General features: G+C 58.6%; 22 protein-coding genes and 2 pseudogenes. 12 read left to right on the top strand and 12 right to left on the bottom strand.

Annotated features, from left to right (window positions below; genetic code table 11):
- Positions 1 to 183, top strand: a pseudogene (locus QZ964_RS18845) (polyphosphate kinase 2); the annotation flags it as partial.
- 24 nt (positions 184 to 207) lie between these two features.
- Here the strand turns inward: QZ964_RS18845 and QZ964_RS18840 are convergent.
- The 3 genes from QZ964_RS18840 to QZ964_RS18830 form a co-directional block, all read right to left on the bottom strand.
- Positions 208 to 3,246, bottom strand: a complete 3,039-nt coding sequence (locus tag QZ964_RS18840) for an efflux RND transporter permease subunit (RefSeq protein ID WP_292533510.1) — start codon at positions 3,244 to 3,246, stop codon at positions 208 to 210.
- A complete protein-coding gene (locus tag QZ964_RS18835) occupies positions 3,246 to 4,352 on the bottom strand; it encodes an efflux RND transporter periplasmic adaptor subunit (protein WP_292533508.1) in 1,107 nt (368 codons plus the stop codon). Before QZ964_RS18835 ends, QZ964_RS18840 begins: the two co-directional genes overlap by 1 nt.
- A 306-nt stretch (positions 4,353 to 4,658) precedes the next feature.
- Complete coding sequence (locus QZ964_RS18830; RefSeq protein WP_292533507.1) at positions 4,659 to 4,793, bottom strand: hypothetical protein; 135 nt, start codon at positions 4,791 to 4,793, stop codon at positions 4,659 to 4,661.
- A gap of 10 nt (positions 4,794 to 4,803) precedes the next feature.
- On the opposite strand from QZ964_RS18830, the gene QZ964_RS18825 reads away from it, so the two are divergent.
- On the top strand, positions 4,804 to 6,306 hold the full coding sequence (locus QZ964_RS18825) for an efflux transporter outer membrane subunit (protein ID WP_292533505.1): 1,503 nt from the start codon (positions 4,804 to 4,806) through the stop codon (positions 6,304 to 6,306).
- A 105-nt stretch (positions 6,307 to 6,411) separates the two neighbouring features.
- Positions 6,412 to 6,663 (top strand): hypothetical protein, encoded by a 252-nt coding sequence (locus tag QZ964_RS18820; protein ID WP_292533504.1) that lies wholly within the window; start codon positions 6,412 to 6,414, stop codon positions 6,661 to 6,663.
- Positions 6,664 to 6,731: 68 nt separating this feature from the next.
- On the opposite strand, the gene QZ964_RS18815 is transcribed toward QZ964_RS18820, so the two are convergent.
- The 3 genes from QZ964_RS18815 to QZ964_RS18805 form a co-directional block, all read right to left on the bottom strand.
- On the bottom strand, positions 6,732 to 8,180 hold the full coding sequence (locus tag QZ964_RS18815) for a GntP family permease (RefSeq protein ID WP_292533503.1): 1,449 nt from the start codon (positions 8,178 to 8,180) through the stop codon (positions 6,732 to 6,734).
- A gap of 4 nt (positions 8,181 to 8,184) precedes the next feature.
- A complete protein-coding gene (locus QZ964_RS18810; RefSeq protein WP_292533502.1) occupies positions 8,185 to 9,204 on the bottom strand; it encodes a patatin-like phospholipase family protein in 1,020 nt (339 codons plus the stop codon).
- A gap of 235 nt (positions 9,205 to 9,439) precedes the next feature.
- Entirely contained in the window at positions 9,440 to 9,673 is a 234-nt protein-coding gene (locus tag QZ964_RS18805; RefSeq protein WP_292533500.1) for a hypothetical protein, read from the bottom strand.
- A 243-nt stretch (positions 9,674 to 9,916) separates the two neighbouring features.
- Here QZ964_RS18805 and QZ964_RS18800 point away from each other — a divergent pair, with 243 nt between their 5' ends.
- The 3 genes from QZ964_RS18800 to QZ964_RS18790 all read left to right on the top strand — a co-directional run bounded on the left by QZ964_RS18800 (position 9,917) and on the right by QZ964_RS18790 (position 12,625).
- Positions 9,917 to 10,714, top strand: coding sequence for a hypothetical protein (locus QZ964_RS18800; protein ID WP_292533498.1), 798 nt, complete (start codon positions 9,917 to 9,919; stop codon positions 10,712 to 10,714).
- 347 nt (positions 10,715 to 11,061) lie between these two features.
- Positions 11,062 to 12,108 (top strand): AI-2E family transporter, encoded by a 1,047-nt coding sequence (locus tag QZ964_RS18795; protein ID WP_292533496.1) that lies wholly within the window; start codon positions 11,062 to 11,064, stop codon positions 12,106 to 12,108.
- 187 nt (positions 12,109 to 12,295) lie between these two features.
- Positions 12,296 to 12,625: a hypothetical protein gene (locus tag QZ964_RS18790; protein ID WP_292533495.1), complete on the top strand. Its 330-nt coding sequence runs from the start codon at positions 12,296 to 12,298 to the stop codon at positions 12,623 to 12,625.
- Between the two features lie 424 nt (positions 12,626 to 13,049).
- Here the strand turns inward: QZ964_RS18790 and QZ964_RS18785 are convergent, their stop codons facing one another.
- Both QZ964_RS18785 and QZ964_RS18780 read right to left on the bottom strand, forming a co-directional pair.
- Positions 13,050 to 13,262, bottom strand: a complete 213-nt coding sequence (locus QZ964_RS18785; RefSeq protein WP_292533494.1) for a hypothetical protein — start codon at positions 13,260 to 13,262, stop codon at positions 13,050 to 13,052.
- 811 nt (positions 13,263 to 14,073) lie between these two features.
- Positions 14,074 to 14,286: a hypothetical protein gene (locus QZ964_RS18780; RefSeq protein WP_292533493.1), complete on the bottom strand. Its 213-nt coding sequence runs from the start codon at positions 14,284 to 14,286 to the stop codon at positions 14,074 to 14,076.
- 535 nt (positions 14,287 to 14,821) lie between these two features.
- On the opposite strand from QZ964_RS18780, the gene nthB reads away from it, so the two are divergent.
- From nthB to QZ964_RS18755, 5 genes are all read left to right on the top strand, one after another.
- Positions 14,822 to 15,577 carry a nitrile hydratase subunit beta gene (gene nthB, locus QZ964_RS18775; RefSeq protein ID WP_292533491.1) on the top strand — a complete coding sequence of 252 codons (756 nt, stop codon included), beginning with the start codon at positions 14,822 to 14,824 and terminating at the stop codon, positions 15,575 to 15,577.
- The gene (nthA, locus tag QZ964_RS18770) at positions 15,574 to 16,194 is read left to right on the top strand and encodes a nitrile hydratase subunit alpha (RefSeq protein ID WP_292533490.1); all 621 of its coding nucleotides are present in this window, start codon (positions 15,574 to 15,576) and stop codon (positions 16,192 to 16,194) included. The genes nthB and nthA overlap by 4 nt, the downstream gene beginning before the upstream one ends.
- Entirely contained in the window at positions 16,191 to 16,481 is a 291-nt protein-coding gene (locus tag QZ964_RS18765) for a nitrile hydratase accessory protein (RefSeq protein WP_292533488.1), read from the top strand. Before nthA ends, QZ964_RS18765 begins: the two co-directional genes overlap by 4 nt.
- 1,029 nt (positions 16,482 to 17,510) lie before the next feature.
- Positions 17,511 to 19,004: a carbohydrate porin gene (locus QZ964_RS18760; RefSeq protein WP_292533487.1), complete on the top strand. Its 1,494-nt coding sequence runs from the start codon at positions 17,511 to 17,513 to the stop codon at positions 19,002 to 19,004.
- Positions 19,005 to 19,061: 57 nt separating this feature from the next.
- On the top strand, positions 19,062 to 20,534 hold the full coding sequence (locus QZ964_RS18755; protein ID WP_292533486.1) for a multicopper oxidase family protein: 1,473 nt from the start codon (positions 19,062 to 19,064) through the stop codon (positions 20,532 to 20,534).
- A gap of 618 nt (positions 20,535 to 21,152) precedes the next feature.
- Here the strand turns inward: QZ964_RS18755 and QZ964_RS18750 are convergent.
- The 3 genes and pseudogenes from QZ964_RS18750 to QZ964_RS18740 form a co-directional block, all read right to left on the bottom strand.
- Positions 21,153 to 21,533, bottom strand: a pseudogene (locus tag QZ964_RS18750) (integrase core domain-containing protein); the annotation flags it as partial.
- A gap of 88 nt (positions 21,534 to 21,621) precedes the next feature.
- Complete coding sequence (locus tag QZ964_RS18745; protein ID WP_292533484.1) at positions 21,622 to 22,365, bottom strand: hypothetical protein; 744 nt, start codon at positions 22,363 to 22,365, stop codon at positions 21,622 to 21,624.
- 21 nt (positions 22,366 to 22,386) lie between these two features.
- Positions 22,387 to 23,427, bottom strand: coding sequence for a tetratricopeptide repeat protein (locus tag QZ964_RS18740; protein ID WP_292533482.1), 1,041 nt, complete (start codon positions 23,425 to 23,427; stop codon positions 22,387 to 22,389).
- 429 nt (positions 23,428 to 23,856) lie between these two features.
- Here QZ964_RS18740 and QZ964_RS18735 point away from each other — a divergent pair, with 429 nt between their 5' ends.
- Positions 23,857 to 24,117, top strand: coding sequence for a hypothetical protein (locus tag QZ964_RS18735; RefSeq protein ID WP_292533481.1), 261 nt, complete (start codon positions 23,857 to 23,859; stop codon positions 24,115 to 24,117).
- A gap of 164 nt (positions 24,118 to 24,281) precedes the next feature.
- On the opposite strand, the gene QZ964_RS18730 is transcribed toward QZ964_RS18735, so the two are convergent.
- On the bottom strand, positions 24,282 to 25,829 hold the full coding sequence (locus QZ964_RS18730; protein ID WP_292533479.1) for a glycosyltransferase family 61 protein: 1,548 nt from the start codon (positions 25,827 to 25,829) through the stop codon (positions 24,282 to 24,284).
- Positions 25,830 to 26,166: the final 337 nt, after the last annotated feature.

The following is a 26,166-nucleotide window of genomic DNA, read 5'->3' as shown; positions in this document are numbered from 1 at the left end:
CATATTGTCCGCTCGGACGACAAGAGGCGGGCGCGCCTCAACTGCATAAGCCATCTGCTCGACTCCATTCCATATGAGAACGTCGACCGCGAGAAGGCTAAACTTCCGAAGCGTTCGATGGACCGCGCATATGACGATCTCGCGTCGCTCGACGGGTTGAGGTTCGTGCCTGAAAAATACTAAAGCAAGGTGACTCCGCCGCGCGGCTCAGGCGTTCTCCCGAATTCCGAACCATAAGACATAGAGCGCCGGTGTGACGATCAGCGTCAACACGGTGGCGACGAGAAGCCCGCCCATCACTGCGAAGGCCATCGGCCCCCAAAACACCGTGGGCGCGATGGGAATGAGGCCCAGCACTGTCGAGATAGCCGTCAGTGTGATGGGACGGAATCTGGACAGCGTGGCGTCTACGACGGCTTTCCATTGATCCGGCTCCTCGCGCCGTTCCGTTTCGATCTGCTCTATGAGAATGACCGCATTGCGCGCGATCATCCCCAGCAGCGACAAAATGCCGAGAATGGCGACAAAACCGAGAGGCTTCCCAAAGATCAGGAGCGCCGCGATGATTCCGATCAGTCCCATCGGCACAATGCTCAGAACTAGGAACATGCGGCTGAAACTTTGGAGCTGGATCATCAGGAAGGTGGTCATCAGGAACAGCATCAGCGGCACGCGCGCAAATACGGAACTTTGGGATTTCACGCTCTCCTCGACGGTCCCGCCCGTGTCGATGCGATACTGGGGCGGCAGGCTCGCATTCACTGTGGCGACTGCAGGCGCGAGCGCGGCGACGGCGGTCTCGGCCGTCAGCCCAGGCGCAGGGTCAGCCTGAACTGTCAACGTCGGCGCCCGGTCGCGGCGCCAGATCAGCGGGTTTTCTTGCTGGAAATCGAACGTCACGATCTGGCCGAGAGGCACCACGCCGCCGCTGGGCGTCGCGATTTGCAGCGTTTGCAGCGTTGAGAGCGACATCCTCTGTTCATCTGTCGCGCGCGCGACGACGTCGACGAGATAGATGTCGTCTCGAACCTGCGTGACGGCCTGGCCCGTCACCACGCCCTTCAGTGCGGTGGCGAGCGCCTGAGAACTCAGGCCGACGAGGCGCGCTTGATCCTGATCCACTTTGACATGGATGGCGCGCGCCGGCTCGATCCAATCGAAATTTATGCGTCTGACGGAAGGGTCCGCGCCAATTGTCTTCGCCATATCGAGAGCGATTTGACGAACCCTTTCAGGGTTGGGGCCGATGACGCGATATTGCACGGGCCAGCCCACAGGCGGTCCGAGCTCCAACGGCGCGATCCGGGTGACAAGGCCGGGAAAATCCTCGGCGAGGATTTTTTCAAGTCTTTGATGAAGCCTGTCGCGCGCGGCCAAGTCTTTGGCGATGACCACATATTGCGAGAAGAAATCATGTGCGAGCTGGACGTTGAGAGGCAGGTAGAAGCGTATGGCGCCTCGGCCGACATAAGCGCTCCAGCTCGCCACGTCGGGATCCTCTTTGAGAATTTTATCGAATTTCTCCACGACGGCCTGGCTGGCGTAGATCGAGGCGTTCTGCCGCAGAGACAGATCGATCACGAGTTCCGGGCGATCCGACGCAGGAAAGAATTGGCGAGGCACGAGCGGCGTCGCCAATAAAGCGATGACGAAGCAGGCTAGAGTGACGCCGAGCGTGACCCATTTCGCTCTCATCGCAGCGACAAGAAGCGTGCGGAAAACGCGCAGCACGGGACCTTCCTGCTCGACGGCGGAGGCGTCCGGTTTCTTGAGCAACGCCACGCCGATGAGAGGCGTGAACAAGACGGCGACGAACCATGAGACGATCAGGGCGATGGAGACCACCGCGAAGATCGAGAATGTGTACTCGCCAGCCGAGCTTTTGGCCAAACCGATCGGCACGAAACCGGCGGCAGACACGAAGGAGCCGGTGAGCATCGGAAACGCCAGAGTCTTATAGGCGTAGCTTGCGGCCTCCTCCTTGTCGTCGCCTTGCGCGAGGCGTGTCGTCATGACGTCCACCGTCGTCATCGCGTCGTCGACGAGGAGGCCAAGGGCAATGATGAGCGCGCCGAGCGAGATTCTCTGCAGATCGATCCCCGCAAGCTGCATGATCGGAAACACAACGGCGAGCGTCAGCGGAATGGAGACCGCAACCACCGCGCCGGCGCGAACGCCCAGGCTGATCAGACTCACGGCCATGATGATCGCGATCGCCTGCCAAAGCGACGTCATGAAATCGCCGATCGCGTGCTCGACGATTTGCGGCTGATTGGCGACCAGAATGGGCTCAATTCCGATCGGCAGTTCCGACTTCGTCTCCTCCAGCGCCTTCGCAACGTTGCGGCCCAGGGCGAGTATGTCGCCGCCCGGTCGCATGGCGATCGCCAGTCCTATCGCCGGACGGCCGCTCACTCGGAACATCGACTGCGGCGGGTCGACTGAAGCGCGCCTGACTTCCGCGATGTCGCGAAGCCGGAGCAGACGGCCGTTCACCGGAATGTTGATCGCCAGAAGATCGCTCTCTGACCCGAACGCTCCCGATACGCGCAATGAGAGTTTTTCTTGATCCGTCTGGATGATGCCCGAAGGGATGACCTCGTTCTGCGCTTGCAGCGCGGCAATGAGCTGAGACCGGTCCAAGCCCAGGCCAGCAAGCTGCCGCGTTGAAAACTCGATGAATATCCGTTCATCCTGCGCGCCGAGAACTTCGATCTTGGAAACGTCGGCGACATTGAGCAGCCGCGAGCGAACGGTCTCCACATAGTCTCGCAACTCGCGATGGCTGAAGCCGTCCGCGGTGAAACCGTATATGATTCCGAAGGTGTCGCCGAAATCGTCGTTGAACCCAGGTCCGACGACGCCTGCGGGAAGCGTATGGCGAATGTCGCCGACATTCTTGCGGACGTCGTACCAGATGTCCGGCACCTGCGACGGCGCCGTCTCGCCTTTCAGATTCACGAAAATCGTCGTGAGGCCAGCGGTCGTATAGCTGCGAATGAAGTCTAGGCTGGGCGTCTCCTGCAGCTTGCGCTCGATCCGCTCCGTCACCTGTTTGAGCGTGTCGTCAAGCGTCGCGCCCGGCCAGGCCGCCTGCACGATCATCGTGCGGAAAGTGAAATTTGGGTCTTCGTTGCGGCCCAGACTCCAATAGGAATTCAGCCCGGCGATCACGACCGAGATCATGCAATAGATGACGAAGGAACGGTGTCTGAGCGCCCAAGCCGACAGGTTGATCTCTGTCATCACGGCATATCCAGGATTCGGACCTTCTGGCCTGGGTGAAGCGACTGAACGCCCGCGGTAACGACGGTATCGTCGGGCGCCAGACCCTCCGCGACGACCACCGAGTCGGCGGAAAAGCGCTGAACCTTGATGTTTCGCATCGATACGGTCATCGTCGCCCGATCGACGATCCAAACGCTCGGCTGTCCGTTGGACTCGGTCAACGCAGTAGCGGGAATGGAGATTGCGGCTGAGGGATCAAGACGCATGCGGCCGGAAATGGTCGCGCCTAGTCGCATAGCGGGCGGGGGAGCGATAATGGTGACGCGCACGCGAAATGTGCGCATCGAAGGATCCGCCTGCGGATCGATTTGTCGCACGCGTCCGACCGCTGTGACCGTGGGTTCATCCGTCAGCGCGAGATCGACTCTCGCGTCTCGCGGCGCAGCGCGCAGGAGACGCGCCGGCGCGTCGAATACCGCATCCCACCCACCCCTTCGGGCGATGCGGAAAATCATTTGTCCGGCCTGAACCACTTCTCCCGCTTCTGCGCCCCGCGCGACGATTGTGCCGGGCAAATCCGCCTTAAGCTCCGTGTAACCGACGCGGTCCTGCGCGATTTTCAGTTGCGCCGAGGCATCCTCAATGTCGGACTGAGCGGTCTCGACGGCCGTCTGCGCCTGATCGAACTTCACTTTTGTCGTGTATCGTCTCGCCAGCAGGGACTGCTCCCGCGCGAAATTGCTGCGCGCCTCGCGCAAGCGCCCTTGCGCCGCGGTCAGTCTCGCCTGCGCCGATCGCAAACCATTCAGTTCGGCCTGCGGATCCAGTTTCGCCAGAATCTGATCGCTCCTGACGGCATCGCCCACGCCCACAAATCGTTCGATCATCCTGCCGCCGATGCGGAAGGCGAGCGCGGCTTCGTTTTCGGGCTGAATGCTTCCAGTCAGTTCAACTATCTCGCCGATCTTGCTTTTCTCGATCACGATGGCGCGAACCGGACGCGTTTCGGGAGCTTTCTTGTCTTCTTCCCGGCTGCATCCCGCGAGCGTCAGTAGGACCGCGGATGTACTGAATGCGAGGCGCCATAGCCCCGCGATCCACATCATCTTTTTCAAGCGCGCCACATATCTATCCTGAATTCGCGTCTTCGACATTTAAGCCGTAAACGGCATGAACTGGAAGGTCTGTAGCGATCCGTGCAGCCTGATTGCTCTCCTGTGGATAAGGCATTTGTGCGGAGTCGCTGGCAGTCGGAATGGATGTCGGAAGCGGTTAAGAGAGATACTCGAGGCGAATGGTGGCTAGATTGCATGGTGCCTACGGCGCGGTGCATCATTGCCGCCGGCATTTCTCTAGGGAACGAGTGCGGCGACCTATCACCTTGTCAAGGAGCTGATGCGGAAAACTCTATGCGCGATCTCGGAGTCTTGTTATCCAACACTCTGTTTCACGCGCGAGAACGGCTCGTTGCATTCGATTTCGTCGTGGCCGTGCCTGGGAGAAAACTCGACGTTGCTGGCATCTTGCTTAGTGCGGCCTCGCGCGTTGACTTCCGCTTCGATCATGATTGTCTCCGTGAGCCTCTGCGGATGCGACCTCACATGGGAGAAGCCTGACCTCGGCGCGCCGCCGCCCGCCCGATTCCGGGAGGCCAACCCAAGGCCGGCGCCGCCAATCGCCGCCGGGAGAGATTTCGCCGTAAAATTTGGCTCGAAGGAACTCACAGGTCTCGTTGAGCGCGCGCTCGACGACAATCTGGCGATCACGGCCGCGATTGCGCGCATCGATCAGGCCGACGCCAATGCGCGCATCGCCAGCGCCGCGCTTTGGCCCTTGGTATCGTTTGGCGGTCTCGCTCAGCGCACGCAGATTCCGGGAACGCAGCTCAGCGCAACGCCGAACTTCAATCCCGCTCAGTCGTTACTGCAAGGCGCGGGGAAAAGCCAAGCGGCCCTCCTCGACAATCAGGCGACGTTCAACGCCACGCGCACCAATTTGTTCGCTCTCGGCCTCAATGCGAGCTACGAAATCGACCTTTGGGGAAAGAATGAGGACGCGTCGAAAGCCGCGAGGCTCCTCGCCAACGCCTCACGTTTCGATCGCGACGTCGTGGAGATCGCGACGGTTGCAGCGGTCATGAATGCATATTTTCAGGTGCTCGCCGCGCAAGATCAGCTGCGCATGGCGACTGAACACGTCAAGATTGCGGAGGCGGTGCTCGGAGCGATCAACGCGCGTCTGGAGAAAGGCGCCGCGACGATGCTGGACTATGGTTTGCAGGCGGCGGTTCTGCAGGGGCAGAAGGCCACCATTCCGCCCCTGGAGCAGACGCTGCGGCAGACCAAGGTCACTCTTGCCGTTCTGCTGGGACAAACGCCGGAATCGATCGACATCAAAGGCGGCGCGCTCACCAGACTGAAATTCCCTCGGCTCGCGCCCGGCCTCCCATCGGAGGTCTTATTGCGGCGGCCGGATGTCGCCAGAGCCGAGGCGGTTCTGGCCTCGCAGGAATTTTCGGTGTTGCGGGCGCGGGCCGCGTTTTTCCCATCGGTCGTCCTTAATGGGCAATACGGCCTGCAAAGCGTCGTCCTGAGCAATCTGCTGAGACCTGAGGCGGTCGCGTGGCAGATTGCGACGGGGCTCGCGCAGCCCCTGTTCGACGGCTACAACCTTCAAGGCCAATATCAGCTCGAAAAAGGAAGATATGCCGAAGCCTGGGCGGCGTATCGGCAGAGCATACTTAACGGCCTTGCCGACACGGAAAGCGCGCTCATTGCGATGAAGGAGACCGCTAAGAGCGTAAAGATCGGTGTGGACGCGCTCGCTGCGGCGAAAATTGCACTCGATGCGGCGCGCGCTCAGCTCTTGGAAGGCGTGATCGACGTTGTGACGCTGTCCACGGTCCAGACGACCTATTACCAATATGATTTCAACCTGACGCTCGCGCGTCTCGCGTATTTTCAGTCGGCGGTCAGTCTTTATCAGGCGCTTGGCGGCGGCTGGTCGCCGACCACGCGGCAGATCGAGATCACGCGCGCGAACGAAGCCTATGAGGCGGACAGGGGCCCTTACCCCTAGCGTTTGCCCGCCTTAGCGGAAGGAGTTCCTAGGCTGGAGGACAATTGCGAAGGTTCAAGCGTTATGCAAAACTGCAGCGTAATAAAGCTAGGGAGAGGAAACACTATGACCACGGAAAATTTTGACGAGAGCTCTCAACTCTCGCGTCGCTCGCTGCTGACTGCGCTTTTTGCGACAGCGATCGCGGCGTTGGCTCCGGGCGACGCCGAAGCGCAGGAGCGGCAGTTCACCACTTTCCATCACCAGCCGCGCTCGCCCCGTCCGGGCCGCTCCAGCAGAGGGTGGCGGCGCCGTCGCGCGCGCGTCCGCCGCACCGGACCGACACAGTCGATCGCTCCGGAGACGCCGGCGCAGTAAGGCGCTGCAAGGAAAGCGGGCGGTCGGCTTCTCGTAAGACCCCCGCGCGCTCGCCTCGAAGGGCTCGCTCAAAATGAGCCGAATGCCGAGCCCAGGGCAATGACGGCGACAAGCGCGATGATGGCGCCAATGATCGCGACCACGACGATATCGAGATAGCTTTCCTTGTGCGTGCAACCGCAAACGGCGAGCAGAGTCACGACCGCGCCATTGTGCGGAAGACTGTCCAGCGTTCCCGCGCCAATGACCGCGACGCGATGCAGAAGCGCCGGATCAATTCCACCCTGTTCAGCAAGACGCAGATAAGTTTCGCCGAGCGTGTCGAGTGCGATGGTCAGTCCGCCAGAAGCTGAACCGGTCAGGGACGCCAGCACGTTCGTCGCGATGGCGAGGGAGACGAGCGGACCGCCCTCGATCGACAGCACCCAGGCGCGCACCACGGCGAAAGCCGGCATTGCCGCGACGACGGCGCCAAATCCGACCAGACTCGCGACGCTCATCGCGGGGAGCACGGAAGCCGTGACGCCGGCGTCCACGCTATCGCGGATCGCCGTCAACCGGCGCCAGTTGAGCAGAATGAGAGTTACAATTGCCGCCGAGAGCGCCACGATGACGGACCAGACGCCGCCTACGGCGGCAAGCGTGGTCGGTCCCCAGCGCTCTTCAGACAGGAATGAGTCATCCACGCGCGGCAAGACGAGCAAGGATATGACAAGATTGGCGCCGACGACGACGATCAAAGGCAGCGCGGCGATGAGTGCGTTCGGCGCATCTGCTCGATGGCCGTGCGGGATTTCGGCGAGATCGAATTCGTGCGCCGCTGCGGCGCGCTCGCGGATCGCCTGATCTTGCGTCGCGTCGACGTGAACGCTCGGCTCGTTCCCATATCCTTCTCCCTTGCGGCGCGCCGCCGCCTCAGCGCGCGCAAGCCACCAGAGCCCGAACCCGAGCATGATCACGGAGGCGACGACGCCAAGCCCCGGGGCGGCAAAGGGCGTCGTTCCAAAGAAGGGCATGGGGATCGCGTTTTGAATCGCCGGAGTTCCTGGCAGCGCTGACATGGTGAACGTCGAAGTTCCGAGCGCGATGGCGGCAGGCGCCAGGCGTCTCGGCACGGCCGCCCTGCGGAACAGCTTCTGCGCCATCGGCGCCAGCACGAAAAATGCGACAAAGAGGCTGACGCCGCCATAGGTTACGAAGGCGCCGGCGAGAACGACTGAAAGTATGGCGCGGCGCGGGCCAAGTTTTTCGGCCATGAAGTTGGCGATGGCGGTGACGGAACCGCTGTCGTCCATAAGTTTTCCAAAGAGCGCGCCGAGGAGAAAGATCGGAAAGAATTGCGACACGAAACGCGACGCTCCGCCCATGAAGGTTTGCGTCCAATGCGCCAGCAAGGGTTCGCCCGCGAAGGCGGCGGCGATCAGCGCCGCCGCAGGCGCCAGCAGCAATACGCTCCAGCCTCGATAAGCGAACCAGATGAGTCCGCACAGCGCGGCAAGAATTCCAGCAATTCCCATCGGGTCAAATCCCCTCGAGAAGGACGTCAAGGTCAAGAGTCGATTGGACGCCGACGTCGCGATCGTGACGATCGAGGAACACTTCAGCCGATCGGCGACCCTCGTCGCGCAGCATGCAGAGAAAATCCCATTCGGCGATAAGTTTGGAGGATGCGCTGAGTTGCGTCATCTTTTCGGTTGAAATCCGGTGGATGCGCATCCCCGCCCAGCGTGCGCCCTCCTTGTCTCCTGGGTTAGCGGCGCGGCGCAATAAGGCGATCATGCGCAGCTCCTTGAGCAAAACCGCATTGAACGACACTTCGTTGAGGCGGTTCAATATTTCGGTCGCCGAGCGCGGCGTGTTCTTGCGTTCGATGGGATTGATCTGGACGAGGATCGTATCGGTCGACTCGCATTCGCGAACGAGCGGCGTGATCGTCGGATTGCCGGAATAGCCGCCGTCCCAATAGGCTTCGCCGTCGATCTCGACGGCCTGGAACATGGTCGGCAGGCACGCCGAAGCAAGAAGCGCGTCCGGCGTGACATCGGCGTTTCTAAAGACTCGGGCGCGGCCGGTCGAGACGCTTGTGGCGGTAACGAAAAGCTTGATCCGCGCGCGCGCGAGCCGCCCGAAATCGACGGTTTCCGCCAGAATCTCCCGCAGCGGATTGACGCCCCGGGGATTGAGATCGTAGGGCGAGAACAGACGCGACATGATGTCGGTCGCGACGAACAAAGGCGAGGCGTCCAGCGTCCAACGACCCATCAACACGTCGATAGGATTACGCTGCAACGGACTGAGGCGCGCCGCCAGCGAAACCCGCCGCCAGAATGGCTCGAGCGCCGCGCGCGCGCCGTCCGCCCCGCCGTCGACATAGCCGCTGATTAACGCCGCCGCGTTCATAGCGCCGGCCGACGTGCCCGAGATCCCTTCGATCTGGAGCCAAGATTCCTCCAGCAGACGGTCGAGAACGCCCCACGTATAGGCGCCATGCGCGCCGCCGCCCTGCAAGGCGAGATCAACAAGAACCGCGTCGCGCGTCATATCCGCAAGGCTCCACCTCTGCGTCAGAATGAGCAAGTAAATTGAAATCCAGCCGAACTCGGTCAATACAAGGTTTGCTGACGCTCGTATCACCATGTATTCTCTCTGGACCGGACCACGGCCAATTGCGTCGCGCTCGGTTCTTCAGCGAGTCTTGCGACTGATCATCGACTTTGCTCGAGCAAACACTCCGTGAGTACAGGTTGCCTCGCCACCATCTGCGCCTCGTCCGGCGTCAATTCGCCATCCGCCATGGCGCTGACGACAGCGCCGAGCGCCGCCGCAACGTCCTCGACGTTGCGCGCTTCTCTGGCAAATCGAAACGGATCGGGCGGCCTTTGCGGGCTGGGCAGATGCGATCCAGGACAATCTTGCAAGCAACCATGTCGCCGCCGCGCGCCGCAGCGATAACTGCGCGCACAATTTCTGTCGCGTCGTCGTGCATGAGCTTCTCAACGAGAAGCGTCATCTTGTGACGCGAGCCTTTCGGCCTGCCACGATTGCCGGATTTAAAGCCGACGGTGTTGCCCGGCAAAAAGCGACCTTCCTCATCCGTGTTTTTACGCGGCGCACATTCTTTCTCGCCGGTACAGGACATAGCGCTGAACATAGGTTCAGTCCCCACTAACCATTATTTTATAACATACCATTATTGTGCCTTAGGCACTATTTGTAAGGCGCTCAGATTGAGCACCGTGGAAGGCGGCTCAAAATGATCTTCACGCTATTTGCGCTGGCCGCCGCCGTCGTCTTCTTTTTCTCCTCGCTCGCTTTGTTGAATTATGGGCGACGCCTTGGCGCGCGTCATCTTGCCAAGGAAGGCGCCAGCTCGATGGCCGGACTCAACGCCGTCGAGGGGGCTGTGTTCGCATTGATGGGTTTGCTTCTGGCATTTTCCCTCTCCGGTGCTCTTCAGAGGTTCGATGAGCGCCGTCAGCTTGTGCTGCAAGAGGTGAACGCCATCGGCACCGCATATGATCGCCTCGCTTTTTTGGAGCGAGAGAAAGGACTGAAGCTGAGGGCGAAGTTGAAGGCCTATGTTCAGGCTCGGATTGATTTGTACCGCTTGCCCATTGATTTATCACTTTCGAATTGGTCAGCGGATTACTCGACGGAACAGCTAGACAAGATTCTTGCGCTGAAGGCGGAGGTCTGGGATGAGGCCGTTGCAGCTTGTTCTTCGACTGGCGCGAGTACAGCGTGCTCGCTAATACTAACTTCGTTGGGGAACGTCTTTGATTTGGCGCGCCTACGTAGCGGCATTAACGAGAGGCATCCCCCCATCGTCATTTTCATAACGCTGTTCGGCCTGGCCCTTGCGGGCTCGCTTTTGGCGGGCTTTGGAATGGCGGCCGCGAAGAAGCGAAGTTGGATTCATATCGTGGCGTTTGCTTTGGCCTTGGCCACCACGCTTTACATCATCACTGAAATTGAATATCCGCGCCTCGGTTTCATTCGCGTCGATGCCTTTGATCACTTCCTGACGGAGGCACACGCGCGGATGAAGTAAGCTTCGACAGTTATTTTCTCGTCGACCGGGTCTTTCCTGTCAGGGATTTAGCCGAATTCACGGTGACGCATTTTCATTTTCTGAGGATTTCGTTTCGGTGCCAAAGACGGCATTCGGGTTATCGGGCTTCAGTCACTCATTGGGATCGCTGATGACCAACATGCGTGTTCTTTCACTCGGTCAAATTTCTTTTGCGCCGAGAAAGATCAACCGCATCGCATCCAAATTCGCCCCTTGCAACGCCAACTGACCGGCTCATAACTTTACCGTCTGATGAGCCGCGCCGCCGATCACGCCGCCCTGCGTCTCAAAATCGTCAACGACCGTCCAACGTTAACGGGATCATCATGGAAAAAAGTCGCATCACGAGCGTGACGTTCGTTACCATGCTCCTCTTCATCATTCTTGCCGCCTGCAAGCTCGCGCAGCCGGTCCTTGAGCCCGTCATCTTTGCTGTCTTCATCATCGCGATTGCTTGGCCCCTGCAGAAAGCGATGCAGGAGAAAGTAGGGAAGGCCATTGCGTTGAGCGTGACTGTCGTGACAACCGCCGCCGCGATTCTGGCGCTGTTTACTCTGATCGCCTGGGGTGGCAGAGAGGTGGTGGAGTGGGTCAGACAGAATCTCGACCGGATCCAGGAGACGGTGATGACATCCACTTCGTGGCTGGAAGAGCACGACATTTTCGTCATTACGCTCATTGCTGAACATTTTAACACCGCGTCGCTCATAAGGCTTCTTCACATAGTCGCCGTGAGAGTGAACACAATTTTGGCCTTCGCAGTCATCGTGCTCGTTTATGTAATTTTAGGACTAGCGGAAACCGAAGCCGTTCAGGCGCGAATAACGTCCCTCGAAAATCAGGAGACAAGCCGGCGCTTGCTCGAAGGCGGCAGGAAGATCGGTGAAAAGTTCCGCACCTATATGTTCGTTCGGACGATCGCCAGCATTGCGACAGGTCTCGCGGTATGGGGTTTTGTCCAGTTCATGGAATTGGAAATGGCCGGCGCATGGGGCGTGCTGGCTTTTGCGCTGAACTTCTTGCCCTACATCGGGTCCCTGCTCATCACAGCGCTTCTGCCGCTCTTTGCCTTCGTGCAGTTCGGCTCATTTGAAACGCCTTTGTTCGTTTTTTTGGGCGTGTTGGTCATCCGGTTCATCATCGGGGGCTATCTGGAGCCGGTGTTTTCGGGATCCGCTCTTTCGATCTCCCCACCGATTGTCCTTTTTTCGATTGTTCTCTGGACTTTCCTATGGGGCGCGCTTGGGGCATTTCTCGGCGTCCCGCTTTCGATTGCGACGCTGACGATTCTTGAACAATTCCCGTCGACCCGATGGGTGGCGGCGATCTTATCGGGAGAGCGTCCCGGCGCTTGGCCCCGCCAATCCGCCTAAGCGGCGCAGAGGTTTCCGCGCTTCGCTGCACAAGTCTAGCGGCCCACACCCCCGCCTAGAGGCGCGCTGCACAATCCGGGCGGCGCGCATGTTGAACCATCCCGGTCGATGCGGAGGGCAAACGATGTGGCCGCTGCGGTCGAATTCAGATAAAACAATGGTCTGAGCTTGCGCAGTGAGGCGTCCGATGCTTTGGCTGATCCGATTCATTGGCTTGCTTTCCCAGGCGGTGTTCCTCGAATTCTTGCATATTTTTGGTCTGATCGTCTTTCTGCTCGCCGTGCTCCTTGGCTATTTCAGGGCTCCCTGGTGGATCGCGCCAGCGCTCGCAGTCGCTAGCGGGTTCTTCGCGGACAGGTTCGTTGATCTCGCTTATCTGACGGAAATATTCCGTAGGGCGGTGTCCGCCAATGAACGCTGGGCCTTCGTGATCATCGTCTATTTCGCGATCACGATCGGCGGCTATCTCGCCGGCCTTCTGGCGCGTTTCTTCTTGAGGCGCATGAGGCGGTCCTGAGTAACGCTTGGCGGGTCGCGGCCTCAACCGCGCGTCCGCAAGGCATTGGCGCACCGATGCGCGCTTTCTCCAGCACCGAAGCCGCATATCTTCAACTTCGGCCTTCGTGACGCTTATTGATTGGCTCATCGCTCTTGGCTGGCGCGGCTAAGCGAATGCCAATTCTTCAACGATGCGACCGCTTTTTCGGAGGCCGATCTCCGCCCGCTCCAGCAGGACTTTCGGGCGTTGGGGTCATAGAGCGATGCGGCGGTGGCTCCAGAGCGGGCTGTTGCGGCGCATGCAGGCGCACGCTCTCCGCTCTGCCGGATTGCGCCGCCGTCTGGCCGCGACGGAAGGAAGCTACCGTGAAACTGGACGATCTTGGCGTCTCCAAAACGCAATAGTCACGATGGCAGAAAATGTTTCAGTACTTGCGATCGATTCAGTAGCCACGACGGCGGATAACGCGGCGCGTCTGCCGACGGGCGGACCTGCGCCAGACTCCACCGGCAATCACAGCCTGAACAACAAGGCCGTCGGAGTTGGAGATCACGGCGCTCGATGGAACCGTCACAGGGGTCGCGTCAGCCATCGGCTCATAACCGAAAAGCAACGACAGGCTAATCACGAATCCCAGAACTCTATAGCGCGTCATAGATATTCTCCCTCGTTGATCTTCTTTGCCAACAATTTCACGAAAGTGGCGGCCCGCGACGATGAAGCAACGGGCAAAGTGATTGGAACGTCGCTACAAGAGGCGACGCCAGTCAAATAGTTCTTAAGCGCCACGAGGCAACTGTGACAGAGTCGAGCGCGATCGCGAATAGGCCAGCTCCATGAACCGATTGCCCGGGGTCACACGATCCCAAGCCTAGGCTTCCCTCGCGGCGCGCCGACAACGTGCCGTGGCTGTGATCAGCCCGTTTTTTTAATGAGCGCGAAAATCGTGGTGGCTGTAAGGTTTTGGACTGCGACTGCGGCCATAGGACGAAACGCCATGCAACCGGTGGCGGGCGCGCGTAACGGAGAGCAAAGAGTCCCTCAGCGAATTCCGATCTCGGAAAATCCGGCCTCGCGGAGTTTGGCGGACTCTGATCATCGATCTGATGGAAGGCGACCACACGAAGTCGGTTGGAGGCGGATGTTTGCGGCCTCCTGGAGCGAAACGATATCGGCGGCGAAAGATACCGCAATTCCGCGCACGAAAACCGGCCACTGAGAACAGCGACGATCTGACTGATGGACCGTGAAGCGATGATTTTCTCACTCGCGCCGTCAGCCCAAAAAGCGAGAGTCGGTCAAGCAGCGCGCGAAGCAGGCGTGGTGATTACAAAACGCGAGCTCGCGGGCGCCTTCCCAAGCACCAGGATGCGTTCAGCTCACGCCAGCCGAGCGGGCTATCCCGAACGGCGGCGATTGGCGCAGGTCCTATATCTTCGCTCGGCGCGCTCAAAGGCGTCGCGTGCTCAAATCCTATCGCGAACGCCTACCATCGCCGCCTCGCGGGAGATCGGCACATGCAGGGCCAGTATGACCTGCTTCGGCGTCGACGAAGCAGCGGCGATCGCCTCACCGTAGCGCCGCAACTGGCCGGCGCGCTTCTTGGCTTGGTCGTGCCATTTGTCGCAGGGGAGCCAGGGAAACTCTTGTGACCGTGCCCAAGCAACGCTCTCTTGCACGCAGAAGTCCAGCGCAGTGCAATTTCGGCTTTGCGCTGTGTAGGGCGTCGAAATCCCCAACCAGGGATTTCTGACATTTGATCAGGGCGGTTCCGGGTTGAGCCCATTGCGCGTTCACAAATAAAAAACAGACAGTCATGCATTTGACAGCCTAATCAGCGCGATCTGGGCGGCGGATCGGAAAGCATTTGGGCCAGAATATCAATTTCGGCGTACGCAGAGATTGCGCTGCATGGAACCAATTACCCGACTTTTCGTTTAACGAGAGCAGAGCGGAATGCTCTGCCACCAGGAGAATTCACTGGGAGGGAGGACGCTGCATGCCTGTATTGGCTTTCATTCCTTGCGTAAGACCGTCCTCTCCGGTCCTGGTCGCATCCCGAAACATAATCGCTTCACGCCGGCAATTGAACGTTGCTTGCTGACCGGAATCGCGTGAGATGAGCGGCCGGCACGAGGCGATCGCCTGCGTTTCGGCGGCATCGCTTGGCAGGCCATCTGGACTTTGGGCCAGCGCAGAAGGCGGTCCGGCGCCATGAAGTTGCAGCACTATATCGGCGGCCTGGAAGGGTTGCCTGGGCCCCTAACGCTGGATCGGCGGGTCTTTGCCGAGGAGTGGGAGAGGCGGATATTGGGCATCCATGTTGCGATGATGGGTCTGTCGGGCCATCTCGGCTCGTCCGTGCCGGCCTACGCGATCGCCGACGTGCCTACCACCTTCCGCGACATGTGGACATGGGCGGATCTGCGCGCCGGCGCCGAGGCGATGGATCCGTTCGATTACTTCAAATTTCGTTATTACGAGAAGTGGCTCAGCGGCATTACTGCGTTCCTTGTCGACAAGGGATACCTGCGCGAGGACGAATTAGCGTCGCGGACAACAGAACTGCGCGGCCAAGCGGCCCGGCCGCCCGGCGCTCGGCTAGGGGTCGCGGGTGGAACTGTCGCCATTGACGAGCAGATCATGGCATATCTGCGCAACGGCGATAGTCCTCGCCGCGACGTCGCGCATCCAAAGTTCGCGGTCGGGCAACTCGTCCGGATCGCAAATCTCCCAGCCGGCGCGCACACTCGGTTGCCCGGCTACCTGCGGGGGCGGAGCGGTACGGTGGCGCAGGTGCTCGAAGGCGACTACGCCTACTTCTGGCGCACTGGCGACGGCATTGGCGATCCGATGCCCGTCTATATCGTCGAGTTCACGCCGGTGGAATTGTGGGGTCCGTGCGCGGAACCCGGCGCGCAGACGCTTTACGCCGAACTGTTCGAGGCATACCTGGAGGAGCCCGCATGAGCGGCCAGTTCGCTTATCCGCAGGACCGCGAGCAGTCCAGCGCGGCCAAAGTCGCTGCGCTGGAATCGCTTCTGATCGAAAAGGGCGTCATCACACCCGAGACCGTCAATAAAGTGCTGGCCTACTTCGAATCGGAGATGACGCCGCTCAACGGCAAGAAGATCGTCGTGCGGGCGTGGACCGACGCCGGCTTCTTGGCCCGGCTACTGGCCGACACCCCGGCCGCGATTGCCGAACTCGACTTGCCCAAGGGAATGGTTGGCGCTGAGGGCGAGCACCTGCGGGCGGTCGCCAACGCGCCCGGGGTGCACAACCTGATCATCTGCTCGCTTTGCTCGTGCTTCCCGTGGCCGGTGCTGGGATTGCCGCCTTACTGGTATAAGGATCCGGTGTTTCGCGCCCGCGCGGCCCGCGAGCCGCGCAAGGTGCTCGCCGAGGTTGGCGTCCACCTGCCCGAGGATACCGAGATCAAGGTGTGGGACAGCAGCGGGACGGCGCGGTGGTTCGTGATTCCCGAAAGGCCAACCGCGACAGAGGATTTCACCGAGGCCCAGCTGATGGAGCTGGTGACAACCGAGTCGATGATGGGCGTCGCGCTGGCTGGAGCGCGGTCATGAGACTGCACGAATCCTGCACCACTGATCATGGAGCGCCGCGGTTCGACCACGAGTGGCAGCGACGCGCGTTCGGCTTGGCCATCGCGTTATCGGAATTCGGCCACTACCGCTGGGAGGACTTCCAGCGCGCCCTTATCGAGACGATCGGGCGCTGGGAACGCGCGCCGGAATCCGAGCGCGGCGATTGGAAGTACTACGACCATTGGGTCGCGGCGCTTCAGAAGATGATCGACGACCGCGGATTGCTGACGACGACGCCCGCATCGGTCCCCAACCACCATCAATGACGCTAGTTGGATCGATCCCTTTCTCCAGCGGCTGCGTTGTAACAGTGACGGTCGTGAATTCGCTATTCGTCCGAGATCGCCTGCATGACCTGACCCTTCACCCAGCCAATCGTCGTCATTGTTAGCAACGCGGCGGACGTTGGTTATTCCGACATAAAGGACTCGCTCTCATGGACTGCGCTGCGAAATGCAGGTTATCCGGTCTCGTCGCGAGGTCAACGATCAAAGGGTTGACGGCTTCGACCCCGCCCCCGTTATCGTCGGCAACGACGCTCACCTCGCGCTTTGCTTCCACCCTGTCTGAGGTCAGACTTCATGATTTGCCCATGAAATAGACGCGCTACAAGCTCGATGAATGGTCTCGACCTGGTCACGGATCAGCATTGCAGCGGCGCTCGGCCTGCCGGTTTCGGCTCGTTCGCGACTCCGGCGAAGCCGAACCGGTTTCGCGAGCCCGGCGTCGCTGCGCAATCGCGCTCTTCGACTGTGCCGCGACGAGGATGGAATCGCATTTCGGGGCGCCATCTAATCCGCGACAGATGATGGAAGATGTGCGCGGTTCTTGTGGAGAAAATGGCCGATGACCGCGGCGAAGCGGGCGCAACGCGACGGCGGCCTCCTACGAGCGGTGACTGAAGGAAAGTCAGAGCTACGCAGATATCTTACGAAGCGCAATCGCCGCAGCGCCTGAGAGCGCTTAGCGACCGCTGTTTTGATCGAGAACAATAGATCCAGGGCGACCTGGGCTTGATTGGACTGACTACTTTTGAGCAGAGCTTAACGACCTTCGACATCCGGCAATGCCACGATCGGCCAGTCTTGGGCGCCATCCGGCGCATGCGGCTCGCGCGGTGGGCGCGCTCGTGGCTGTCGCAACGGAACGCCCTGAGCGTTGATGTAGCGCCGAGGCGTTTTTCGCGGCCAGGCCACGTGAAGATTGCGAGGCGCAAATCTCTCGATTCGCTGCTTCACGCAAATGATTGAATTTACGGTGGCAGCAAGTGTATAACTTGTTAGCAGAATTCCTTCGTGTTGGAGGATACCGAATTGCGCCGTCTATCGTACCTCGCATCGTCGGCACTGCCGCCTCAGACGCTGCGAACCGCGGCGTGTGCAACTATCGTTGTTTCGAGTTTGATCGCGCTGTCCTGCGACGTCGCTCTTGCGCATCACCCGGCGTCGAATCCGACCGGTCATAAGGAAGCTCCCGTGACGCTGGTCCCGGAAGCCGATCAGCCATCGATAATCTCGAGCATTCCGGCGCTGCGCGATTTCAAGAAGGCTCTGCTGGATCGAGGCGTGAACTTCCAACTGAGTTATATTCAAGACACCTTTGGAAATCCCCTAGGCGGGGTCAAACAGGGCGCCAATTACGGTAGCGTCCTCTACATGGCGGTCGACGCCGACCTTGCAAAAGTTGCGGGGCTGGATGGCGCGAGCTTCCGCGTCAACGCGTATCAAATCCAAGGCCGTAGCCTTTCAAGCAACAATATATTCAATTATTCGACGATCAGCGGCTTCGCGGCCAGGCCAACGACGCGCCTTTTTGAGCTTTGGTTCGAGCAGAAACTTTTCAATGACTTGGCGTCAATCCGTATTGGGCAGTTGACGGCGGATAACCAATTCTTCATCAGCGAATTCAGCAATAGTTTATTCGTTAACGTTACGTTCGGCTGGCCGAATTTATTCATACAAGATCTACCGGGCGGTGGCGGACCGAACTATCCGCTTGCTACGCCTGGTGTTCGTCTCAAAGTGACTCCAATCGATCAGATCACGCTCCTCGCCGCAATTTTTAACGGCGACCCTGCTGGGTCGGGGTTCACAGGTTTGGAGGAGATTAAAGACCCGTCAGGCACGAATTTCCGGCTCAGGGACCCGGCGTTTATCATCAGCGAAGCCCAGTTCAGCTACAATGAAAAAGCCGATTCAGAAGGCCTCGCCGGAGCGATTAAGATCGGCGGATGGCGCCATCTTGGCCGATTTAATGACGATCGTTTTGGGACGGACGGTAGATCGCTCGCCGATCCATCGAGCAATGGTCAGCCGCTCGTCCATCGCGGCAATTTTGGTCTCTATGGCGTCATCAATCAGATGCTTTGGCGCGTGCCCGGAGAAAGTTCAAAAAAAGGAATTGGCGGATTCGCGCGCTTTGCTGCAAGTCCCTCGGACCGCAATCTGATGAATCTTTATGCGGAGGCGGGAGTCAGTTTCATCGGGATATGGAAGCAGCGACCCGATGATACATTTGGATGCGCCGCAGCCTATTCACAGTTGTCTTCGTCGATCAGCGCCCTTGATCGGGACACGGCCTTTTACGCGGGCGAGGCCTTGCCAATCCGCGTCTATGAGCTCGCGCTCGAAGTTACCTATCAAGCGCAGATCGATCCCAGCTGGATCATTCAACCCGACTTCCAATACATCTTTCGCCCGGGTGGCGGCGTGATCAATCCAGTCAACCCCGCTTTGGGCCGGATTCCCGACGCCGCGGTTTTTGGCGTGCGCACGTCGATCAGCTTTTGAGTTCGTTAGGTGGCTCTCCGTAGTGGAGCCTGCCTCGTGTAAGGATTTTTTGAGGAGATGACCGTGATGCTGTCACGTCGATCCGTCCTGCTCTCCACTTTCGCCACCTGCATCACCTCGCCTCATCGCTTTTGGGCGCAGCCAGCTTCTGGGGCCCCTGCGAGCGACGCCGGTCCGGTTACAATTCTTCGAGTCCAGCGGCGTAGCATTGAGGTGAACGGAAAATCCGCTTCAGTGCTCGGCATTCGCCAACCGAATGGCGCCCAGGGCCTTATCACAGAGGTGGGAAAGCACTTCCGGGTTCGTGTGGTCAACGATCTGGATGAACCGACACTCATCCATTGGCATGGTTTGACGCCTCCCTGGCAGCAAGATGGCGTTCCTGGCGTCTCCGGGACGCCGATCTCGCCGGGCGCCAGCGCCGAATACAACTTTCCGCTGCGCTTCGGGGGCACGTTCTGGATGCATTCGCACCAGGGCCTGCAAGAACAATTGCTCCTCGCGGCCCCGCTCATCATTCGCGACCGAAGCGACCGATCGAATCAACAGGAAGTTGTGGTCATGCTGGCCGATTTCAGCTTCACGCCGCCTGAGGAGATCTACGAGCAATTGCGGAACCGAAACCGAACGCTGGGTGTGACGCCAGCCACGCCGGGCATGGAGTCGAAGTCTGAGAAGTCAATAATGGCCGGAACGGCCAAGGGGAGCGCATCTGCGGGGCCCGATCTGAACGATGTGAAATACGATGCCTTTCTGGCTAACGACCGCACCCTCGCCGACCCCGAGACGATCCGGGTGGCGCCCGGCGAGACAATTCTGCTGCGCGTCATCAATAGCTCAGCGATGAGTGCTTATCACATTGATCTTGGCGCGCTCAGAGGCGAGCTTATCGCAGTTGACGGGTTCAGGGTTCACCCAGTTGCGGGACGGCGCTTTCCAATCGCCGTCGCTCAGCGCCTCGACATCCTCATCAGAGTTCCGCGCCGTCCCGCTGCCTATCCGGTGCTGGCGATTTTGGAAGGTGAGCGTCGGCAAACTGGCGTGATCCTTATTGCGGGACAGGCGCAAGTGACGCGCGTTCCAGAAGTCGCGCCGATACCATCACCGGCGCTCACCCTGGATTTAGAGCGGCGCCTGCGCGCCGCCGAGCCGCTTACGAAGCGTAAGCCGGACCGTATCCACGAAGTCGATCTGACCGGCAACATGAATGGTTATGTTTGGTCAATCAACGGCGTCCCTTGGAGCAAGGACACCCCGCCGCTGACGGTTGCAAAGGGGGAGCGCGTCGAACTCGTGCTCAAGAATAAGACGCTCATGCCGCACCCCATGCATCTCCACGGACATGAGTTTCAGGTAGTGGAGATCGACGGAAAGCGATTTTCTGGCCCAGTGCGCGATACCGTGCTGGTGACGCCGGGGAGACGCGTCGTCATCGCATTCGACGCGAACAATCCTGGCTGGTGGGCTTTCCACTGTCATCTCGTTTACCATCAGGCCGCCGGCATGTTCGCCACGTTGCGCTACATTTAAATGCGCAAATGTGATGTTCGCTCGCACGCCGCCGCCGATGACTGATGCTACCGCCTCAAGGTTCCAACTTGCACCGGAGAGTGAAATAGAGCGCATTTCAATGTATCCGCCCCAAAGATCGTCACCTCTGCTCTCTCGTCCGACGAATCAGGAGCGGTAGCGCCACTCCCGCAGTATAGGATTTACAACGCGGCTAATGGGGCGGCATCCAAATCCAGAGCGGCGGCGCCGCGGGGAAGCGGACGTCCTTGAGGATCGTTGCGTCATCAACGTTATCAGGCTTGAGATAAACGTAATAGTTATCGTTACGCTGGAATATCTCATCCTTTGGCGCGCTCTCAGGGCTGACGAGCATGTTGTTCGTGAACCGGACGTGCATATAGTGCGGCAGGAGTTCAGTGAACTTATCGAAGTGCGTTTCCAAAATGAACTGATATAACTGACTGTCCGTCGTCGAATGATTTGAGACAGGCTAGGCTGCAATTTAGTGGAGGATGCGGCTCACCTGACGATTGAGTTTAAGCGGCGGTCATTTGATGTGCACTGTCCGTCGTCGAATGATTTGAGACAGGCAGGGCTGCAATTTAGTGGAGGATGCGGCTCACCTGACGATTGAGTTTAAGCGGCGGTCATTTGATGTTGCAAGCGTCGATTCTCGATTGTGATGCGTTTGATCCTTTCTCTTTCGCGCAGGATTTTTGCGCCGCGTCCGCAGTAGACGTCGGCGGGCGCGAGATTGTTCAGGCTCTCGTGATAGCGGCGATGATTGTAGTGATCGACGAAGGCGCCGATCTTCGTCTTCAGGTCGCCCGGCAGATAATAGTTTTCGAGCAGGATGCGGTTCTTGAGCGTTTGATGCCAGCGCTCGATCTTGCCTTGGGTCTGTGGATGCAACGGCGCGCCGCGAATGTGCTCGATTTTATGATCGTTGAGCCATGTCGCCAGATCGCCCGAGATATAGGATGAGCCGTTGTCCGAGAGCAGACGCGGCCGATGAACGACATGGGCATGGAATTCGGCTTCGGAGCGCGAGCGGCGTCATTCCGATCCGAAAGATCCGGACGTGCTTCGGCGCGCGCAGCGCTCCTTACTTCGGCCGTCCATCCTTCTTGCCGGCCGCGCGATGAGAGCGATGGCGATCGATTAACGGCGCTTTGAGATTGACGGGGTCCGAAGCATCGCTGATTTTTGGCAGATCGAACGTAGACGCCGACCCATAACACCCTTTGCATGGGGGTTCTTGCATAAGTATATTCTTAAGCTCTATTTTCTTCTCTGTCTGATCAAATGACGCTATAGCAGTATCAGGAGCGTTCGACCGCCATTTTTCTATCTCATTTTTCAGGTGAACGACCGCTCTATATTTTCCTGCCGTCAATATAACTTGCGGCAGCTCTCCGGCTTTGTCCGGGACCCACATCGTTATATGCTGAGTCCTGTGTTCCAGCAGTTCAGGAGACGTTTCGAAGGAAAGGCTTTCGATGTAGGAGTTCGGGTCATCGTCCTGGTTAAGTCTGTTCTTGAAGCCGACGTCCGCCGAAATTTTCCAAGCCGGCTGTTGAATTGACGAGATAATTCTCTCCCCGCTGTTGACCATGTTCTGCTTTGGCAAAATCAGAAAAAGAAACAAGGCGAGATATCCTGCGAAGGCGCCGCCGGCCTTCAATGTAAAGCCAAAAAAAGCGCCGTTTAGATGTGTGGGCGCAGGGAAGTTTTTGTAAATCACATAGGCGGGGACGAGTGGCAACAGGAGCAGCGCAGCGTAAAGCACGACGTGCAAGGCAAGCGTAACGCCGCCTAGAAAAACATTATTGCACGCCTCAACATGCATCACCCTACTCCAAACTGCGACTCATGGAGAATTTACGCCATATTTCATGAATTCCTCGGAGATGTTTCGGTCCGCCTCAATGGCTTTCCTGATGTAATTTTCTCCGCGTTTATCCCCTTTTTTTTGGAGAATGAGGCCGTAGCCATACTGCGAAGACACTTTCGCCGGGTCTAGGATCAATGCCTGCCTGTAATCGTCGGCGGCCTTGTCCAACTCTCCCATCTTCAAATAGGTCAATGCTCGACTGTCGAGAACCCAATCCGCGGTTGGAAGAATGCCCAGCGCCGCAGTACAGTCGTTCAGCGCGATGGAGAGTTCCGCCTTGTTCGACGTTGAAAGGGTGCGCGTCCAGCACCGATTGTTCAATACCGTTGCGGCATCCTCGGTCTGACTGATATTCACGCGATCAAGCAGTTTGATCGCACCGGGGTAGTCGCCGGCCTGCTGATGGACCGCCGCAAGCCCCACGAGCGCGCTCTGGTTATCCGGGTCAAGTTCCCTTGCCTTGAGGTAGTCAGCCTCGGCCTTGTGGAGGTCGCCCTTGTTGAGGAGCGCATTGCCACGCCCGACAAAAAATGAAGGCTGTTTTGAATCGATGCTGATGGCTTTGTCGCATTCCGCGACGGCAACATCGTAGGCCTTCATGTAATTATAAATGTAGCATTTGTTATTGAATGCTTTTGCATAGTGTCTGTCGATTGATGTAGCCTTGTCATAATTCAATATGGCGTCGTGATATCGCTGCTCACGCATAAAAACGTTTCCGAGATCATAATAAGCGATAGCGCTCTTGCCGTCCTTATTTATTGCGTCTTTACACGCCTGTTTTGCGGCCGCGTAATTGGCGTTCTCCGCGTAGGCCACGCATCGACGAACCAAGATGCGAGCGAGATCTTGCGTGGCGCTAGTCTGTTCGATGGCCCTGGCGCAGATATCTAGAGCATTGTCGCTGTTTCTTTCCTCCAAACAAGCTTTCAACAATTCATTTGACGTGGAGAAAGCCGGAGTTGAGAGAAGCGAAAATACGAAAGCCCAGGTCAGCTCAGAGTGAACTGCTTTCATGGTCGACCTTGCTCAACCGTCATCAGTCAGGAGCGAATGGCGTCCAATTCTTGCGCCGGAAACTGCACGCCTCCGACGCGCAAGCGGTCTGAAAGCCTTTAGCGACCGTCGGCGAGCGCTGCGGGAACGGTAACGATACTCGCGCCGGTCGCAATGCCAAACACAAGCGCTATAGCTATCATGAGTGCAAAAAAATCTTTTTTCATAGTCGATCTCCCAACGGAGGTCCATGTAATCATTCATCTAATCACGGACCCTTCAAAAACGCAAGACGAACTCCGCTGCGCCAACGCAAGACGACCTGCGCAGCGCCCTTTGCGTGTTCAGCGCAGAATGGCCGGTCCCGTCCGATCTGAAAGTGCGCTCCCGCACAGACTTCCCACGTCTTCGCGCTATTGTTGGCCCGTTGATATTTTGAGGAGGACGATCATGCGTAAGATCAAAATTCTTTGCTCGTTCGGGCTTGTTTTCGCGGGTTGCGCTTCGGTCGCGCTCATTGCGCTGGCGACGGGGAGCGCCGTCGCCGAGGCCCATCTGCCGTCGTCGGCGTCGGATTCGATCAATCTGCAAAAAGTGTCTCCTTCGCCTAAAGCCGAGCGTGTGACAGTCGCGCCGAAGACGACGACAGGCACGCCGGATTCCAAGCGCCTGACGCCGTTAGGGGCCCGCCGGATAAGCGACGGTCGCTAGCGAATGATATGGAGCGCTGTGTGGCGTGCACGAGCGCCGCTTGCGAAGGTGATGCCGCACTCGGGGATTCCAGCCTGAATCCCCGATGGCGAGTTGGTCGATCTCTTCGACGTAAGAACCGGCGCGCGGCGCAAAAAACGCCCTGCCTTGCGCCCCGCTCTCATTCAACAGCTGGCGAGCCAGTTCGCGACGAAATCCAGATCTGCGACCATATCCGCCCGGTCTACGAAGGTCATTTCGCTAGGCTTATGCTCCGAGTCTGCCTGAGTTGATTGGTCGACAAAGCACGAATAATCGTGCCCCATGGCGCTCGATATTACGTAGAAGGCTGCGGAGCCGCCGAACCTGGGAAAGAGTTCAAGTACATGAGCGCCGGGCGAGCAAAAAATGATATTCGTCAAGGCGGCGCCATGCGGACCGACAACATGGGTGGCCGCACGAAACGCCTCGATTTGTGAAGCGAACGGCATCGCGTCCGTATCTATCCGGACAAAGCCGCGACTCGATAGCAAGCGCCAAAGCGCGTCATCGTTAGCGACGCGGCGCGTCGCCTTCCGCGGCACGTAGAGTTTCAAACTTGTGTCGGAGACGCTCGTCTCCATCAGGCGTTCTCGGACCAAATCGCACAGCTCGCGCATGCCGCCGAACAGGGGGTGCCGGAGATTCTCGCCATAGCTATCGGCATAAACCAGCCGTTCGAAGCGATAAGCTCGTCCAGGTTCGATGGAAATAATCGGGCGTCCCGACCGAATGCGGTCGCACGTATAGCGTAAAAAATCGATCTCAAGCTTTCCCGGAATAACGATCGAATCGTGATTCACGCCCAACTCCTGCGCAAGCGCAATACGTGGGAAATAGTCTACCAGCCAATGACAAAAATTCGCCGGCTGGTTGAATTGGTCAAAAGTGCAGAAAGATGCGCCTGGGATATGTACAATATTCTCGATTGACTGGACCATTGTTTCTATCTTGGATTTGTAAAAATGTGGTATTTTGTTGTAAAATATCGGCAGTAATTGTCCGTCGCTGTCAAATGCGTAAGCATCTTCGCCGCATCTCGCCAACGTCACATTGTCGGCAATCCTGATTCCAAGCCTGCCCTCCACGCCCTTACCCTGCAGGTAAGTTGTCATTTGCGGCGAGAGCGCATTGTATAAGCGGGGAAACTTCCGATCTGAATACGCCGTCGCGATGGATGCGACGATCGGGTGATCGCAATCGAGGAGTTCGAAACGCAGTTCCGGCGCGGCGTCGGCGAGATCGGCCTGCGCGATTTGGTTGACCACTTGAGCGGCCAAGGGAAGCGCTATGTCGTCGCTCGCAGGGTGAGAGAGTCGCCATTTTGCGACGGCGCTCGATAAGGCCGCGGCCACTTCCCTTGCGCGCGTTCTGTCAGCCGCAGTTAGGTAAAAATCAATTGCCGCTGAAGCGACATACAGTTTCGAAGCGAGGTTCGATCCTAAATTCAAAATCTCAAGCGAGAAGGGAACAGCCGCTTCCTGACCCTTTGCCTCCATCGTCCAGAAAAACAGATTGAAGAGCGCCCAGCCTCGTCCTCCCGGGTCGTCCGCATGAAGTCGTGCGCACTCCTCGCACAAACGAAGGGCTTCGGCGAGGTTTCCCTTGGCTTTTTCTTGAAGCGCGACGCTTAAAATTTCAGTCCAGTGCAATCCAGATAGCGCATCGCTCGCTCTCGTCTGTTGATCTTCCATTTGGCGCTTTCAATTGGCCTTAGGCAAACCTGGCAAGGCGGCGCTGCAATTAGTTGCAACCGCCTTTTGGAAGAGAGCCATTCAGAGCGCACAAAGCTCAACCAGCGCTGAGCGCACCTCCTGCGTCCCACCGAAAAAGTGCTTATCCCAAGCCAGAGCCCGGCGATCAGGCTTCATGCGCTCGCCTCTAAGCGAGAGTGACGCTGAAGCCTAATACCAACCTGCCGTGAGTCTGACTCACCTCGGATTCCCGAATCGGCAAATGTCTGATTCTTATTGGCGAACCGAGGGAGGTTCGTCATGGCGGCAGCGGTGCGATTGCGTGAAGATTTCGATG

It is taken from the genome of Methylocystis sp., from assembly GCF_021731785.1.
GTDB lineage: Bacteria > Pseudomonadota > Alphaproteobacteria > Rhizobiales > Beijerinckiaceae > Methylocystis.
Note: the sequence above shows the minus strand (reverse complement) of the source record. Positions and strands in the feature narration are given on the sequence as shown.